Consider the following 16140-nt stretch of genomic DNA (forward strand, 5'->3'; position numbering starts at 1 on the left):
AACAAATTGTAAGTAGATTGCGAAAGTATACGCAAGCATAGCCAGAAAAATGAGGCAAAAAGTATCTAAATTGTGAGGCGCAGTAAAATTAAACAAAGATGATTTGCAAAAAACTGACACAAAAGGAAGCATTTTAGATTTTTTGGCTAAAAATCATAACAGAACATTCATGATTTTCTGCTAACATTCCCGCCGAAAGATTTACTCTTCATAAATATACGTAGATAAATAAGGCGTTAAAATGCTAAAGCTCTCTGACCTGAAAATTGCCGTAATTGGTTTAGGCTATGTTGGTTTGCCACTTGCCGTGGAATTTGGAAAAAAGGTTCCGGTAATTGGATTTGATATTCACAAAAAACGGATTGAAGAATTACAAAGTGGTCAAGACCATACTCTAGAAGTGTCACCAGAAGAGCTACAACAGGCGGCTCAGCTTTCCTATTCAGCCAATTTAGATGATTTAAAAAGCTGCAACTTTTTTATTGTGACGGTTCCTACGCCAATTGATGACTATAAACAACCCGATTTAACCCCGCTTATTAAGGCTTCGACCAGTATTGGTCAGGTGTTAAAAAAAGGTGATGTGGTGGTGTATGAGTCTACTGTATACCCAGGCGCAACTGAAGAAGACTGTATTCCGGTATTAGAAAAGGTTTCGGGTTTAAAATTTAATCAGGACTTCTTTGCCGGTTATAGCCCGGAACGAATTAATCCGGGGGACAAGTTGCATCGTGTCACCAATATTTTAAAAATTACTTCAGGATCTACCCCAGAAGTTGCAGACTTTGTCGATCAGGTCTATAACCTAATTATTGAAGCCGGCACCCATAAAGCAACCAGTATTAAAGTTGCTGAAGCAGCAAAAGTCATTGAAAACACCCAGCGTGATGTCAACATTGCCCTGATTAATGAACTGGCCGTGATCTTTAATAAAATGGGAATTGATACGGAAGCAGTTTTACAGGCTGCCGGTACCAAATGGAATTTCTTGCCATTCCGTCCAGGACTGGTAGGTGGGCATTGTATTGGTGTCGATCCGTACTATTTAACCCATAAAGCGCAGTCTATCGGTTACCATCCTGAAATCATTCTGGCAGGTCGCCGTTTAAATGATGGTATGGGGGCTTATGTAGTGACCCAGCTGGTCAAGGCGATGATTAAGAAAAAAATTCAGGTCGAAGGTGCCAAGGTTCTGGTTTTAGGCTTAAGTTTTAAAGAAAATTGCCCGGATATTCGTAATACTAAGATTATTGATATTGTGAATGAGCTACAAGAATATAATATTCAGGCAGATGTTTATGACCCTTGGGTCGATACACAAGAAGCACAACATGAATACGGTATTACCCCAATTGCAAGCCTAGAACAAGGCCAATATGATGCCGTCATTTTAGCAGTTGCGCATGAACAGTTTAAAGTAATGGGAGCTACAGATATTCGTGCTTTAGCCAAGCCGGAACATATTTTATATGACTTAAAATATGTATTAGAACAATCTGAATCTGACATTCGTTTATAATTTTTAGGGACCCGTATAAGAATGAGCCAATATCAGACTGTATGTGAGCAATTAAAACAAAATCCTAAAACTTGGTTAGTAACAGGGGTAGCAGGCTTTATTGGCTCTAACCTTTTAGAAACCTTGTTAAAGTTAGATCAGACTGTGGTGGGGCTAGATAACTTTGCTACAGGTCACCAACGTAATTTAGATGAAGTCCAAAGCTTGGTATCTGCTGAGCAGTGGGCAAAATTTAGTTTTATTGAAGGTGATATTCGTGACTTGGAAGACTGTCAAAAAGCTTGTGCGGGTGTGGACTATGTATTGCACCAAGCGGCTTTAGGCTCTGTACCGCGTTCTATTGCTGACCCGATTACCACCAATGCAGCCAATATTACCGGCTTTTTGAATATATTGGTGGCAGCCCGTGATGCAAATGTATCTAGCTTTACTTATGCTGCCAGTAGTTCTACCTATGGTGATCACCCTGCATTGCCAAAAGTGGAAGAAAATATTGGTAACCCACTTTCGCCTTATGCGGTGACTAAATATGTAAATGAACTGTATGCCGATGTGTTTGCACGAACTTATGGTTTTAAAGCCATTGGTTTACGTTATTTTAATGTGTTTGGAAAACGTCAAGACCCGAACGGTGCTTATGCTGCCGTAATTCCGAAATGGACTGCAGCGATGATTGCGGGCGATGATGTTTTTATTAATGGTGATGGGGAAACTAGCCGTGATTTTTGTTTTATTGAAAATACGGTACAAGCCAATATTTTAGCTGCTACCACACAAAATGAAGAAGCGAAAAACCAAGTTTATAATGTGGCTGTAGGTGACCGTACCACACTCAATGATTTGTTTAATGCCATTAAAGATGCATTACATGAAAATGGGGTGACCTATACCAAAGCTTCAATCTATAGAGATTTTCGAGCTGGAGATGTGCGCCACTCACAGGCAAGTATTGAAAAAATTAAACATTTATTGAGTTATCAGGCAGGTTTTTCTATTAAAGATGGAATTGATGTGGCGACGACTTGGTATGTAAATAATTGAGAGATGATGAAAATGAAAAAATTTGCACTTATTGGCGCCGCAGGTTATATCGCGCCACGTCACATGCAGGCTATTAAAGCAACTGGTAATCATCTGATTGCGGCATATGACCCAAATGATTCAGTTGGTGTGATTGATAGCCATTTTCCTACGGCTCATTTTTTTACTGAGTTTGAGAGGTTTGATCGTCATATAGATAAGTTGCATCGTCAATCGGCTGCAAATCGTATTGAGTATATGTCTATTTGTTCACCTAATTATTTACATGATTCTCATATGCGTTTTGCTTTACGTAGTGGCGCAGATGCAATTTGTGAAAAGCCATTGGTTCTAAATCCTTGGAATATTGATGGGTTATTAGATATAGAAAAAGATACAGGTCGCAAAGTAAATACAATTTTACAGCTACGGGTTCATCCTGCAATTATTGCTTTGAAGGAAAAAGTTCAATCTGAGGCTAAAGATAAAAAATATGAAGTTGATTTAACATATATTACTTCACGTGGTAAATGGTATTTACAGTCTTGGAAAGGCGATATTAAAAAATCCGGTGGTATTGCGACAAATATTGGCGTGCATTTTTTTGATATGTTGCATTTCGTATTTGGCGAACTACAAAACAATATTGTGCATCATGTTTCGGATACAAAAGCTGCAGGATATTTAGAATATGAAAATGCACGAGTGCGCTGGTTTTTATCTGTAGATGTGGAAGATGTACCAGTAGCGGTTCAGGTAAAAGGACAAAGGACTTTTCGTTCAATTACCGTAGATGGAGAAGAAATTGAGTTTTCAGGTGGCTTTACAGACTTACATAATAGAAGTTATGAAGAAATTTTAGCAGGACGAGGTTTTGGATTAGAAGAAAATCGTACCGCAATATCTACAGTTTCATTTATTCGTGATGCTGCTCCAATTGGCTTAACAGGCGACTACCATCCATTTTTAAACAATAAATAATAAGGGGAGTTGCTCATGAGTTATTTCAAGCATGAAACTGCGATTGTCGATGAAGGGGCTAAAATTGGTGAGAACTCACGCGTTTGGCATTTTGTGCATGTTTGTGGCGGTGCCAAAATTGGACAAGGCGTATCGTTAGGTCAGAATGTTTTTGTGGGCAATAAGGTCGTGATAGGCGATTATTGCAAAGTACAAAATAATGTTTCGGTGTATGACAATGTTACCCTTGAAGAAGGGGTGTTTTGTGGGCCGAGCATGGTGTTTACCAATGTATATAATCCACGCTCGCTGATTGAACGTAAAGATGAATACCGTAATACATTTGTAAAAAAAGGTGCGACTTTGGGTGCAAACTGTACCATTGTTTGTGGTGTTACCATTGGTGAATATGCATTTGTGGGTGCTGGTGCAGTGGTCAATAAAGATGTACCAGCCTATGCACTGATGGTAGGTGTGCCTGCAAAGCAAATTGGCTGGATGAGTGAGTTTGGTGAACAATTAGACTTGCCACTAGAGGGTGAAGCACAAGTTGCATGTGAGCATACAGGAGCGATTTACCGACTGAATGGTAAGGTTGTAACAAAAGAGCAGGTTGCAGCATGATTGAATTTATTGATTTAAAAGCGCAGCAGTCACGTATTAAGGCTGAAATTGATGCGGGTATTCAGCGAGTGTTGGCCCATGGTCAGTATATTTTAGGCCCAGAAATTGCAGAATTAGAAGAAAAGCTGGCAGCTTATGTGGGCGCTAAATATTGTATTACTTGTGCCAATGGTACAGATGCTTTACAAATTGCTCAAATGGCATTTGGTATAGGACCAGGCGATGAAGTGATTACCCCGGGTTTTACTTATATTGCAACAGCAGAAACTGTGGCAGTGTTGGGTGCGACACCTGTATATGTAGATGTGAACCCAAAAACCTACAATTTAGATGTAGAAAAATTAGAAGCAGCCATTACACCACGCACTAAAGCGATTGTTCCCGTAAGTCTATATGGGCAATGTGCGGATTTTGATGCAATTAATGCAATTGCTGCGAAATATAATCTTCCCGTGATTGAAGATGCTGCACAAAGTTTTGGTGCGACTTATAAAGGGCGTAAAAGCTGTAATTTAAGTACCGTGGCATGTACTAGCTTTTTCCCAAGTAAGCCTTTAGGTTGCTATGGTGATGGTGGTGCTATTTTTACCAACGATGAAGAGTTGGCGAAAGTGATTCGTCAGATTGCACGTCATGGGCAAGACCGTCGTTACCATCACATTCGTGTTGGGGTAAACAGTCGTTTAGATACGTTGCAAGCTGCTATTTTGCTACCAAAACTGGCAATTCTAGATGATGAAATGCAGGCACGTCAGTGTGTTGCAGAAACCTACACCAAACTTTTCAATGAAGCAGGTATTTTTACAACTCCGTTTATTGAAGTGCATAATACAAGTGCTTGGGCGCAATATACCATTCAGGTAGATAACCGTAACGAAGTTCAGGAAAAATTAAAAGCGCAAGGTATTCCAACCGTTGTACATTACCCAATTCCGTTAAATAAACAGCCTGCTGTAGCAGATGCAAATGCAGTGTTACCAATAGGCGATGCTGTGGCAGAACGAGTAATGAGTTTACCTATGCATCCTTACTTGGCTGTTGAAGCTCAAGAAAAGATTGTTATGGCACTTTTGAGTAAATAAGTAGTGAAAAGCCTTCTTGATAGAGTTAATGCGAAGTTAAATGCGCAAGGGGGCTTTTTAAAAGCTGTATCTATTTTAGTTGGTGGTACTGCTTTTGCTCAGGGTATAGCAATACTTGCATTACCAATTTTGACACGGTTATATACACCTGAAGAGTTTAGTCTATTAGCTATCTATACATCTTTATTGCTTACTTTATCTGCAGCAAGTTGTCTACGTTTTGAAATAGCTATTCCTATACCAAAAAGTGATAGTGAAGCAATTCATTTAGTTTTGCTCGCTGTTTTGAGTAATTTTATAATTAGTTTGCTAATAGGTTTGATCATCTGGGTATTTCATTCAGAAATTATTCTAATTTTAAAGCAGCCAACTTTTACCAGTTTGATTTGGTTGGTCCCTTTAGGTGTATTTTTTTCAGGTTTGTATAGCATATTTCAGTATTGGGCAACTAGAAAAAAGCAATTCCCGATAATTGCAAAAAGCCGCATGGTGCAATCGATTAGTGGTGTATCTGTGCAATTAGTAATGGGCTTACTAGGCTTTTCAGCATTAGGTTTGATTATTGGGCAAATTGTTAAGGTATCATCAGCAATTTGGGGATTAATAGTAAATTTTGTGCGTGAAGCAAGTAGGGTAATTAGAACTACTACATTTCACCAATTGAAACAGGTATTTAAGAAGAATAAGCAGTTTCCAAAATATTCAGCTTTAGAGGCTTTAGCAAACTCAGCAGCCATACAGTTGCCTATTGTTATAATTGCTACTATTTCATTAGATGCAGAAGCAGGTTTTTTAATGCTTGCAATGCAAATAATGGCAATACCAATAAGGTTTATTGGAGCTGCGGTATCTCAGGTTTACTTGGCCCAAGCACCAGAAAAGTATAGTAGAGGAGAATTAACTCAGTATACTTATGAATGTATACTTCAATTAATAAAAGTTGGGACTATACCACTTTCCATCATCTGTTTCTTAGCACCTACTATAGTGCCACTTATATTTGGTGAAGTATGGCAACGTACTGGAGAAATGATGCTATGGATGCTCCCTTGGTTCATTATGCAGTTTTTGGTATCACCTATTTCTATGTCACTACATATTACTGGATATCAAAAAGTTGCATTAATATTACAAATTTTTGGCCTAATTATTCGAGTTGGTGGACTATACATTTTTAGTATATTCATGGTTAGCTGTATGTTCGAATATTATGCTTTATCTGGATTTATTTTTTACAGTATATATTTATTTATAGTTTTTTTGATTGTTAAAGGCTCTGATAAAGAGTTTAAAAGAGTGGATGTATGAAAATTTTAACTGTACTAGGCGCTAGACCCCAATTTATCAAAGCAGCAGCTTTTTCGCGAGCTCTTGATCAGATCGATAATATTGAAGAAATTATCATACATACAGGACAGCATTATGATCAAAATATGTCGGATATTTTTTTTGAAGAAATGAATATACCAAAGCCTAAATATTTATTACAAACTGGAGGTAAAATGCATGGTGCAATGACTGGTCAACAACTGGAACAAATTGAAAATATTATTTTAAATGAAAAGCCTGATCTTGTATTAGTCTATGGAGATACTAATTCTACACTAGCTGGTGCATTAGCTGCAGCAAAATTACATATACCGGTTGCTCATGTAGAAGCAGGTTTAAGATCTTTTAATAAAAAAATGCCCGAAGAGATTAATCGTATTTTAACAGATCAACTAAGTGATTATCTTTTTGTGCCAAGTATGGGTGCGAAAAAAAATTTGCTAAAAGAGGGAATTAGTAGCGATAAGATTTTTGTAGTAGGTGATATTATGTATGATGTATCACTTTACTATAAAGAAAAAATGCAAAAACCGAAATGGTTTGATGATTTGAAACTAAATCAATTTATATTATGTACAATTCATCGTGCAGAAAATACAGATGATCCTGTAAAGTTATCTAATATTTTAAAAGGATTGGAATTATCTCAAAGAGATATTATTTTGCCTTTACATCCACGTACTATTGGAAAAATTAAAAAATATGGTTTGGTTATTCCTTCAAATATAAGAATGGTTGATCCTACTGGATATTTAGAAATGGTATGGCTAGAAATACATTGTGATTTGATTGTAACAGATTCTGGTGGTGTGCAAAAAGAAGCTTATTTCCATGGGAAATATTGTGTAACATTACGTGAAGAAACAGAATGGGTTGAGTTGGTTCAAAAAGGATTTAATAAGCTTGTTGGATCTAAATCTATGCTAATTGCCGACAGTCTTAGTAATATTCATAAAAAAGAAATAAAAAATACAGATATATATGGTGAAGGAGATGCTGCTGACAAAATATTAGATATATTAAATTTTATTAAATAACTTAGAACTAGTATTAGGCCTCTTGCGAAAGTATCATTTTGTCTATTCTAGACTTTGATGTTTATTTAAAAATCAATGATTATCACTGATTAAATTTTGACTAACACAAGAGGTCTATTAGTTAACAATATTTTTGAGGTAATTAAGGATGTTAGTTGAGGAATCAATGTTATGAAGACAATTTTATTAATATGCTATTGGTTTCCCCCAATTAATATTATTGGTGCTTTACGTCCTTATGAGCAAGCAAAGTTTCTTGCTGATAATGGTTATCAAGTGATAGTCGTATGTGCTTCTTTTCCAAAAGAAGATAAAGTAATATATGTTGAAGAATCTAAGAATTTAAAAGTTATTCGATATGATGATAATAAATTATCTTCAATTTTACTTCCGAATTTAAGAGGGGGAATTGATAATTTATTAGTCAGAGGCATAAAATTTGCCTTTAGGAGAATTTTTTTTCCAGATCAATTTATCTTAAATAAAAGAAAAATATTAGAATTAGTTGATGATGTTATAAAAAAAGAGGGAAAACCATCTCTTATAATATCAAGTGCATTGCCTTTTTCTATGCACACGATCGCTTGTCAAATTAGTAAAAAATATCAAATTAATTGGATTGCGGATCATCGAGATTTATGGGCGCAAAGTCCATACAGGAAAAGACTGACTTTTTTAAGAAAATTAGATGGTTTATATGAAAAAAATATTTTAAATCATGCATCCTATAATATAGTTATAGGTGAAAAAATGAAGAAAGAATTAGAGATAACTCTGCCAGAGAAAAATATTGCTGTGATAAGAAATGGATCAGATATTTCTGATGTGAATAATAAAGTTAAACTTTCAACAACAGAATTAATATTCTCATATACGGGAATTCTATATGGTGGTTTCAGAGATCCCTCTGCATTGTTTGAAGCTATTTTATTGGATGATGAATTAACAAAAATAAGTAAAGTGAATTTCTATGGTTCTGAAAAGGAAGTGGTATTTAATTATAAGCAAAAATATAAAGAATTAAATTTATTTTTCCATGAGAAAAAAGTTAAAACTACTATTAAAGAGATTCAATATCATTCACATTTCTTAGTTATAGCTTTAGGGAATACGGATTTTGAAAAATCTGTATTAACTGGAAAATTTTATGAGTATCTTGAAACTGGTAGAGCAATTATTGCTTTATGTGATGAAGATAGTGAACTAGCTATATTAATTAATACACATCAAGTAGGTATCGCCACACGCAATCCATCAAAAATCTTGCAATATATTAAAAAAAATATAGAACTAAATTTTCCTTTGTACAGAATACCTAAAGAATTAACACGTAATTATCAAAATAAACTTCTATTAAATTTAATTGAAGAGTTATCGTAATGAATTTGAGTGTCAATAACCTACTTATTTTTTTTCCTTTATTTATCATATCATATTTCTTAAGATTGGGTGAGTCTTCTTTTTATTTATTTGATCTTTATTTTGTTATTTTTGTCTTTTTTTCGGCTAGTTTAATTAAGCGAGAAGATTTCGTAAGACTATTAGTTATAAATCTAATATTTATTATAGTGGCCTTTTTAGGTTTAATTAATTCAATTTTTTCCTATAATATAGACTACCTATTGGATAGATTTGTAGCCGGAGTCTATAGATATTGTCAGTTTTTATATATTTTGGGTTTTTTTACTTTTTACTTAAAAACTTCAGATCTTAAAAATAATATTTATCTTAAACATTTATTTTTATTGTCTGTTTCTTTCCCCTTATTTTATTCTTTATTTTTTTATTTTTTTAATCCGGATAAGGTTATTGTATTTAATAGATTGTCAAGTTACTTTGGAAATCCTAATTTTTTAGGTGCCTTTATTTGTCTATCAATTTTTCCTGTTATTTATACAATTTCTCTTATTAAAGTTAGAGTGCAATTTTTACTTTATATTTTCTATTTTTTAGTATTGTTTATTTTTAATTTGATTTATGCTGGATCTAATAGTTATTGGATACTAAGCCTAATAATATTAATTTTAGCATTAATATCAATGTCAAAATCATTAATTGGTTTTGCAAAAATAATATTTTCTTTTTTATTTTTAGGTTTTTGGGTTTATTTTGTTTTAGGTAGTATTCAATTTGATAATGAATTATCTGGTGTAAATAGGACGTTCAAGCTATTAGAAACCATTTCTGGTGGAGGAGATGTTAATTCTTTAGGAAGTGGGGAGTTGAGAGGTAACTTGGCTGGAGAAGCTATCGAATTTATTTTAACTTCAGTAAAAAATATATTTTTTGGGATTGGTCTAGGGCAGTCTCCTATTATTATTGGTGCTAATCATGGGGGATTTGTAACAGCGCATAATGCACATATTGTTTTATTTATGGAGATGGGAGCTATAGGTTATTTTTACTTTATGTTTATTTTATTTTATTTTATTTTAAAAATAAAGATAAGTAAAATTTCTTTATGTTTTTTAATTTCCTATCTTTTTTCCATGCTGGCAACACCCCATGTATATATGCCGTTCTTATGGGGGATAATGGTTTATGGTTTGTTTGTTTATAAAATTAACATTAGACCTCTTTCATAAATCATTTTTTGCTCAGTTCCAAGTTGGAGATCAAAACGTGTAAATGTCATGGGGGTGTTATCTAGGGAAGAATTCATAACGAGCTGTTTACAAAAGTCTGTAATAGGTCGTTGGTTTTTTGCTTATTTAACCAGGGTGTCAAAATGAGTAAAAGAAACTTATATTGTACCCTTAGTATTCATTGTTGATAATGCATCTATTCATCGGAGTCAGAAAATGGAGCCTTAGCACAGACTGCTAGAGGAAGAATATTCTGCAATTTTATATTTCTTAGATTCTCAGACGAAGTGCAACAAAGCCGAATATTGAGTGAACGCTATCGAAATAGACGGAAAAGATTCGGTTTACGCATCAACTTAATCACTGCACTGGTAAACCGAATAAACTTGCAATAACGACTTTCGCAAGAGATCTAATATTGCTATTTTAGATCTTTACGTATTAGTCTATACACGGTTGTACTGATAATTTATATCTGTGTATTGCTCTTCTATTCTAATAAGTTGGTTTTTATGTGTGGATTTACTGGTTTTTTCCAAGGCTCAATATTTAATTCAGGTGATCAAACTCAAGAGAGTTTAAAAAAGATGACAGATGCAATTATACACAGAGGACCTGATGCGGAGGGATTTTGGTTTGATCAGTGTGAAAAAGTGGCATTTGCTCATCGTCGTCTTGCTATTTTAGAATTAAGTGAGATGGGGCATCAACCTATGTTTTCGCATTCAAAAAGGTATGTTGTTGTTTTTAATGGTGAGATTTATAATCATTTACAGTTGCGGTCTAAACTAGAACAAGAGAAACATGTTTTTCAATGGCGAGGACATTCGGATACAGAAACTTTATTGGCATGTTTTACTACTTGGGGGGTAGAGAAAACATTACAACTAATAGTTGGAATGTTTTCTATTGTGTTATGGGATAAATGGGAAAAAAAATTAATACTTGCTCGTGATCGACTTGGTGAGAAACCACTGTATTGGGGGTGGTGTGGTCAAACACTCTTGTTTGGTTCCGAATTAAAAGCACTTAAGGCACATCCTGACTTTGTTTCTGAAATCAATCGCGATGCTCTAGCTCTTCTTTTGCAATACAATTATATTCCAGCACCTTACTCAATTTATAAGAATATAGAAAAACTTCCTGCGGGAAGTTATGTCCAAATACAAGCTAATGATACACGTCATACTGTAGAGATAAAAAAATATTGGAATCTAAAAGCTGTTATGCAAAATGGTTTAGATCAACCCTTTCAAGGTGACGCTCTGGAAGCAGCCAATCTTTTGGAACAAAAATTAGTACAGAGTATTTCAGAACAAATGCTTGCGGATGTACCATTGGGTGCATTTTTAAGTGGTGGTGTAGATAGCAGTACTGTTGTTGCGTTAATGCAATCACAAAGTGCAAAGCCTATTAAAACTTTTGCTATCGGGTTTAATGAGCGAGGATATAATGAAGCAGAGTTTGCTAAAGAAGTTGCAAGACATTTAGGTACTGAACATACAGAGCTCTATGTAACCGCAGAAGATGCTTTGTCAGTTATTGCAAAGTTACCCAAGGTTTACTGCGAACCTTTTGCTGATAGCTCGCAAATTCCTACTTTTCTAGTAATGCAAATGGCGAAGCAGCATGTAACCGTTGCATTGAGTGGTGATGCTGGAGATGAATTATTTGGTGGCTATAACACTTACCAAATGGCAGCAAAAGTTTGGAACTCTGTGAGTAAATTACCGTATCCATTAAGAAAAATAGCTACACAGATATTAGGCAAGATACCAACTTCTCAAAAAATACAAAAATTACTTTATGTGTTGCCCGCTCAAAATAGAGAGGAATTTTATCAATTCTTAGTGACACATTGGAAAACACCAAACAATGTTGTTAAAGGTGCACAGACCGTCGGTACCGTATTTAATACACCAAATCGATGGGTCAAAACAGATCATTTTGAGCAGTGGATGATGGCGATTGATACGAATCAATATATGGTGGATGATATATTGGTAAAAGTTGATCGTGCAGCAATGGCAAATAGTCTAGAAACACGAGTACCTATGCTAGACCACAGGGTTGTTGAGTTTGCTTGGCAATTGCCACTAGATTACAAGATAAAAAATGGTATCGGTAAAAATATTCTGAGAGATGTCTTGTATAAACATGTACCCCGTGAACTAATAGAGCGCCCTAAAAAAGGATTTTCTATTCCACTTGCACAATGGTTACGTGGGCCTTTAAGAGAATGGGCCGAGAACCTGTTGAGCGAACAGCGCTTGCAAGCGGAAGATTATTTTTATGTAGAGCCTATTCGAAAAATATGGCAAGAGCACTTATCTGGAAAGCAAGATCATGCAACTCGCCTATGGAGTATTTTGATGTTTCAGGCTTGGTTAGATGAGCAAAATAGCTAATTTATAGTATATGGAAGGTTATTATGACTCATAAACCACCAAAAATTGTACATATTATCATTGGGTTGAATGTTGGTGGTGCAGAACTCATGCTTAAAAGACTAGTTTTAAACAGTCAAGCTAAAGGCGAGTTTAAACATGAGGTTGTATCGCTTACAGACTTAGGTGTTATTGGAGCTGATTTAAAAAAAGCAGGTATTCCTGTTTATACTCTAAATATGAAATCAGTTTTTTCAATACTACAAGTTTACTTTTCTTTAAATAAACTATTAATGCAGCTTAAACCTGATGTAGTCCAAACTTGGATGTACCATGCGGACTTTATAGGTGGTTTAGCAGCGAAACATGTAGGTGTAAAAAATATTATTTGGGGTATAAGAACTACCGATGTAAGTCAGGGGGCATCTCGACTAACAGTAGTTTTACGTAATTTATGTGCTAAATTATCTTATCAGATTCCATCTAAAATTATCTGTGCTGCACATGCAGCGAAAGATTTACATGAAAAAATTGGATATGATGCAGCTAAAATGGTCGTTATCCCAAACGGTTTTGAATTAGCTAAGCTGATGGCGACAGAAGATGACCGTAGACTACTTAGAAAAGAATTGGGTTTGTCAGATACTGATATAGTGATTGGTTCTGTTGGTCGTTTTAATGAAGTCAAAAACCAAAAATTATTTGTTGAAATTGCTGCTGATTTAATAAAAAAAAATCCTCATTTAAAATTTATGATAGTTGGTCGTGATAATGATGAAAGTAATCAAATTTTAATGGGATGGCTTCAGGAGTATAATTTGGCGAATAGTTTTAGACTACTTGGACAGCGAAGCGATATACCTAAGTGTTTAAAAGTATTTGATATTTTTTTATTGCACTCAAAAACAGAAGGCTTTCCCAATGTTTTAGGAGAAGCGATGGCTATTGGCACAATAGCAGTAAGTACTAATGTTGGTGATGTCTCTTACTTAATTGAAGAGAAGTTTATAGGAACAAATAAAAAAGAAATAGAAGAAATAATAGTTGATATTATTAATAATAAGATTGATATAGAAAAATCAAAATTACGTAATAAAAAAATTATAACTAATATTTATGATATGGAAAAAATCGTACTTAATTTTGAATCTTATTACCTCGGGGAGCACTAATGAAATTTTTAATGATTTCCAGTTTTCTCCCCTCCGTACTCAACTTTCGTGGCAAGCTACTAGAAGCAATTCAGCAACAAGGTTTTGAAATACATATTATTGCGCCCGATTTAGGATTATTTAAACATGAGCAGCAGAAGTTAGAGAGTTTAGGTTATTTCGTACATGAAGTTTCCATGCAGCGTACAGGTACCAATCCTGTAGCAGACTTAAAAACCTTAGGAAGCATGTATACGCTCATAAAAAAAATCAAACCTGATTATGTTCTATCTTATACGATCAAGCCAGTGATCTATGGAACACTCGCCGCGTGGCTCGCAAAAGTACCGAATCGGTATGCCTTAATTACAGGTTTAGGCTATGCATTTCAAAATGTAGAAACTCAGACTAAGCGTAGTGTTTTCCAGAAACTGGTTCATGGTTTATACCAGCAGGCATTGTCGCACAGTCATAAGGCATTTTTCCAAAATCCGGATGACTTAAACCTTTTTCAAGATTTAAAACTTTTGCAACCTAATTTGCCTACAGTGGTGGTCAATGGCTCCGGGGTGAATGTTACAGACTTTAGTGTATTACCTTTTCCTGTGAATACACAAAATAAGCCTAAGCTTTCATTTTTACTTATTGCGCGCTTATTGGGTGACAAAGGCGTAAGAGAGTATGCGGAAGCAGCAAAGCTGATTAAACAACAGCATCCAAAAGTTGAATTCCATTTGGTGGGTTGGATTGATGAAAACCCTGCAGCCATTCAACAATCAGAGCTAGATACGTGGATTGCTGATGCAAGACTTAAATATTGGGGTAAGCTTTCAGATGTGCGCCCCGCTATTGCAGAAAGTTCAGTTTATGTTTTACCTTCGTATAGAGAAGGAACACCGCGCACAGTTTTGGAAGCTATGGCAATGGGAAGAGCAATTATTACCACAGATGCCCCAGGTTGTCGTGAAACTGTAGTTCAGGGTGAAAATGGCTTTTTAGTTGAAGTAAAATCTGTGATGAGTCTAGTCGATGCGATGCAAGAATTTATTCATAAGCCTGAATTGATTGAGCAAATGGGGCAGCGATCCAGAGAAATTGCTTTAAATAAATATGATGTACATCAAGTAAACCGACATATGATGCAAGAAATGGGTTTAATATAAATGCTAAAACGCCTCCTCGATATTATTATTGCTTCCATTGCTCTCATTTTACTGTCACCGTTGTATTTTTATGTGGCACATAAAGTGAAAAAAAATCTGGGCTCGCCTGTTTTATTCCGTCAGGTACGCCCCGGTTTACATGGTAAACCGTTTGAAATGATTAAATTTCGCAGTATGAAAGACGTAGTAGATGCACAAGGTAACCTATTACCAGATAGTGAGCGATTAACCCCGTTTGGCAAAATGCTGCGTTCCAGTAGTCTGGATGAAATGCCAGAGTTATGGAATGTGATTAAAGGCGATATGAGCATTGTCGGGCCGCGTCCATTGCTGATGGAGTATTTACCCCTTTATAACGAAGAACAAGCCAAGCGTCATCTGGTCCGTCCGGGTATGACTGGTCATGCACAAGTGAATGGACGTAATGCCATAAGCTGGGAAGAAAAATTTAAACTTGATACCTGGTATGTAGAAAATCAATCGGTCTGGTTAGATTTTAAAATTATGCTAAAAACGGTAAAAAAAGTGCTCGCCAAAGATGACATTAATGAAGCGGGTGAAGCCACAATGACCAAATTTACGGGTAGCAAAGTAGACCATCATCATGACTGATCTCTATGCTGTTTATGGCGCATCGGGCTGTGGTCGTAGTTTAATGCCGGTTGCCAGAGCACAATTAAAACGCGCTGGTATAGAGGCTGAAATTGTCTTTATTGATGATGGCTTAAGTGCAGAGGCCATAATTAATTCACACCGCGCCATGAACTATGAAGCATTCAAAAAGATAACTGCCGCCAAAAAATATGTGCTCATTGCCATTGCCAATAGTCAGGTTCGTGAAAAAATTGCCCTAAGACTTGACCAGGATTCAATCGCGTTATGGACGGTTCAGGCAGATAATGTGGTGTTAATGGACAATATTGAGCTGGCTGCCGGCGCAGCGCTGAGTCCATTTGTCAGTATTACCTCAAACATCAAAATTGGTAAATGTTTTCATGCCAACTTATATAGTTATGTCGAGCATGACTGTGTGATTGGTGACTATGTCACATTTGCCCCTGGTGTAAAGTGTAATGGCAATATTCATATTGAAGACCATGCCTATATTGGAAGTGGTGCTGTCATTAAACAGGGTACTCCAGACCAACCGCTAGTTATTGGTAAAGGAGCTGTGGTGGGTATGGGAGCTGTTGTCACAAAAAGCGTACCACCCGGTGTAACTGTTATTGGCAACCCAGCGCGTATACTTGAAAAGAAGTAGTTTTTTAATATTTGAAGAATCA

The 16140-nt window shown here is 35.6% G+C and carries 14 protein-coding genes and 1 pseudogene; all 15 read left to right on the forward strand.

Annotated features, from left to right (window positions below; genetic code table 11):
• The first annotated feature begins 241 nt into the window (after positions 1–241).
• Positions 242–1519, forward strand: a complete 1278-nt coding sequence (gene tviB / locus FTT63_RS07120; protein ID WP_180192116.1) for a Vi polysaccharide biosynthesis UDP-N-acetylglucosamine C-6 dehydrogenase TviB — start codon at positions 242–244, stop codon at positions 1517–1519.
• Positions 1520–1540: 21 nt separating this feature from the next.
• Positions 1541–2560 (forward strand): NAD-dependent epimerase/dehydratase family protein, encoded by a 1020-nt coding sequence (locus tag FTT63_RS07125; protein ID WP_180192117.1) that lies wholly within the window; start codon positions 1541–1543, stop codon positions 2558–2560.
• 12 nt (positions 2561–2572) lie between these two features.
• A complete protein-coding gene (locus FTT63_RS07130) occupies positions 2573–3520 on the forward strand; it encodes a Gfo/Idh/MocA family protein (protein WP_180192140.1) in 948 nt (315 codons plus the stop codon).
• Positions 3521–3535: 15 nt separating this feature from the next.
• Positions 3536–4123: a UDP-2-acetamido-3-amino-2,3-dideoxy-D-glucuronate N-acetyltransferase gene (wbpD, locus tag FTT63_RS07135; RefSeq protein WP_180192118.1), complete on the forward strand. Its 588-nt coding sequence runs from the start codon at positions 3536–3538 to the stop codon at positions 4121–4123.
• On the forward strand, positions 4120–5205 hold the full coding sequence (locus tag FTT63_RS07140) for a DegT/DnrJ/EryC1/StrS aminotransferase family protein (RefSeq protein WP_180192119.1): 1086 nt from the start codon (positions 4120–4122) through the stop codon (positions 5203–5205). Before wbpD ends, FTT63_RS07140 begins: the two co-directional genes overlap by 4 nt.
• A gap of 3 nt (positions 5206–5208) precedes the next feature.
• A complete protein-coding gene (locus tag FTT63_RS07145) occupies positions 5209–6513 on the forward strand; it encodes a lipopolysaccharide biosynthesis protein (protein ID WP_180192120.1) in 1305 nt (434 codons plus the stop codon).
• Positions 6510–7571: a non-hydrolyzing UDP-N-acetylglucosamine 2-epimerase gene (gene wecB, locus FTT63_RS07150; protein WP_180192121.1), complete on the forward strand. Its 1062-nt coding sequence runs from the start codon at positions 6510–6512 to the stop codon at positions 7569–7571. Before FTT63_RS07145 ends, wecB begins: the two co-directional genes overlap by 4 nt.
• Before the next feature lie 171 nt (positions 7572–7742).
• Entirely contained in the window at positions 7743–8951 is a 1209-nt protein-coding gene (locus FTT63_RS07155; protein WP_180192122.1) for a glycosyltransferase, read from the forward strand.
• A 242-nt stretch (positions 8952–9193) separates the two neighbouring features.
• Positions 9194–10156, forward strand: a complete 963-nt coding sequence (locus FTT63_RS07160; protein WP_180192123.1) for a hypothetical protein — start codon at positions 9194–9196, stop codon at positions 10154–10156.
• 296 nt (positions 10157–10452) lie between these two features.
• A pseudogene (locus tag FTT63_RS07165) lies at positions 10453–10551 on the forward strand (IS5/IS1182 family transposase); the annotation flags it as partial.
• Positions 10552–10668: 117 nt separating this feature from the next.
• On the forward strand, positions 10669–12564 hold the full coding sequence (gene asnB / locus FTT63_RS07170; protein ID WP_180192124.1) for an asparagine synthase (glutamine-hydrolyzing): 1896 nt from the start codon (positions 10669–10671) through the stop codon (positions 12562–12564).
• Positions 12565–12587: 23 nt separating this feature from the next.
• Complete coding sequence (locus FTT63_RS07175) at positions 12588–13715, forward strand: glycosyltransferase (RefSeq protein WP_180192125.1); 1128 nt, start codon at positions 12588–12590, stop codon at positions 13713–13715.
• Positions 13715–14857 carry a glycosyltransferase family 4 protein gene (locus tag FTT63_RS07180; protein WP_180192126.1) on the forward strand — a complete coding sequence of 381 codons (1143 nt, stop codon included), beginning with the start codon at positions 13715–13717 and terminating at the stop codon, positions 14855–14857. The genes FTT63_RS07175 and FTT63_RS07180 overlap by 1 nt, the downstream gene beginning before the upstream one ends.
• Positions 14858–15469 (forward strand): sugar transferase, encoded by a 612-nt coding sequence (locus FTT63_RS07185; protein ID WP_180192127.1) that lies wholly within the window; start codon positions 14858–14860, stop codon positions 15467–15469.
• On the forward strand, positions 15462–16118 hold the full coding sequence (locus FTT63_RS07190; RefSeq protein ID WP_180192128.1) for a NeuD/PglB/VioB family sugar acetyltransferase: 657 nt from the start codon (positions 15462–15464) through the stop codon (positions 16116–16118). Before FTT63_RS07185 ends, FTT63_RS07190 begins: the two co-directional genes overlap by 8 nt.
• The last annotated feature ends 22 nt before the right edge of the window (positions 16119–16140 follow it).

This window comes from Acinetobacter sp. C15 (assembly GCF_013420645.1).
GTDB classification, from domain to species: Bacteria; Pseudomonadota; Gammaproteobacteria; order Pseudomonadales; family Moraxellaceae; genus Acinetobacter; species Acinetobacter indicus.

What these genes read in the sequence shown, in the direction of transcription:
- tviB (WP_180192116.1), top strand. Translation starts at nt 242, where the DNA reads ATGCTAAAGCTCTCTGACCTGAAAATTGCCGTAATTGGTTTAGGCTAT.
- FTT63_RS07125 (WP_180192117.1), top strand. Translation starts at nt 1,541, where the DNA reads ATGAGCCAATATCAGACTGTATGTGAGCAATTAAAACAAAATCCTAAA.
- FTT63_RS07130 (WP_180192140.1), top strand. Translation starts at nt 2,573, where the DNA reads ATGAAAAAATTTGCACTTATTGGCGCCGCAGGTTATATCGCGCCACGT.
- wbpD (WP_180192118.1), top strand. Translation starts at nt 3,536, where the DNA reads ATGAGTTATTTCAAGCATGAAACTGCGATTGTCGATGAAGGGGCTAAA.
- FTT63_RS07140 (WP_180192119.1), top strand. Translation starts at nt 4,120, where the DNA reads ATGATTGAATTTATTGATTTAAAAGCGCAGCAGTCACGTATTAAGGCT.
- wecB (WP_180192121.1), top strand. Translation starts at nt 6,510, where the DNA reads ATGAAAATTTTAACTGTACTAGGCGCTAGACCCCAATTTATCAAAGCA.
- FTT63_RS07155 (WP_180192122.1), top strand. Translation starts at nt 7,743, where the DNA reads ATGAAGACAATTTTATTAATATGCTATTGGTTTCCCCCAATTAATATT.
- asnB (WP_180192124.1), top strand. Translation starts at nt 10,669, where the DNA reads ATGTGTGGATTTACTGGTTTTTTCCAAGGCTCAATATTTAATTCAGGT.
- FTT63_RS07175 (WP_180192125.1), top strand. Translation starts at nt 12,588, where the DNA reads ATGACTCATAAACCACCAAAAATTGTACATATTATCATTGGGTTGAAT.
- FTT63_RS07180 (WP_180192126.1), top strand. Translation starts at nt 13,715, where the DNA reads ATGAAATTTTTAATGATTTCCAGTTTTCTCCCCTCCGTACTCAACTTT.
- FTT63_RS07185 (WP_180192127.1), top strand. Translation starts at nt 14,858, where the DNA reads ATGCTAAAACGCCTCCTCGATATTATTATTGCTTCCATTGCTCTCATT.
- FTT63_RS07190 (WP_180192128.1), top strand. Translation starts at nt 15,462, where the DNA reads ATGACTGATCTCTATGCTGTTTATGGCGCATCGGGCTGTGGTCGTAGT.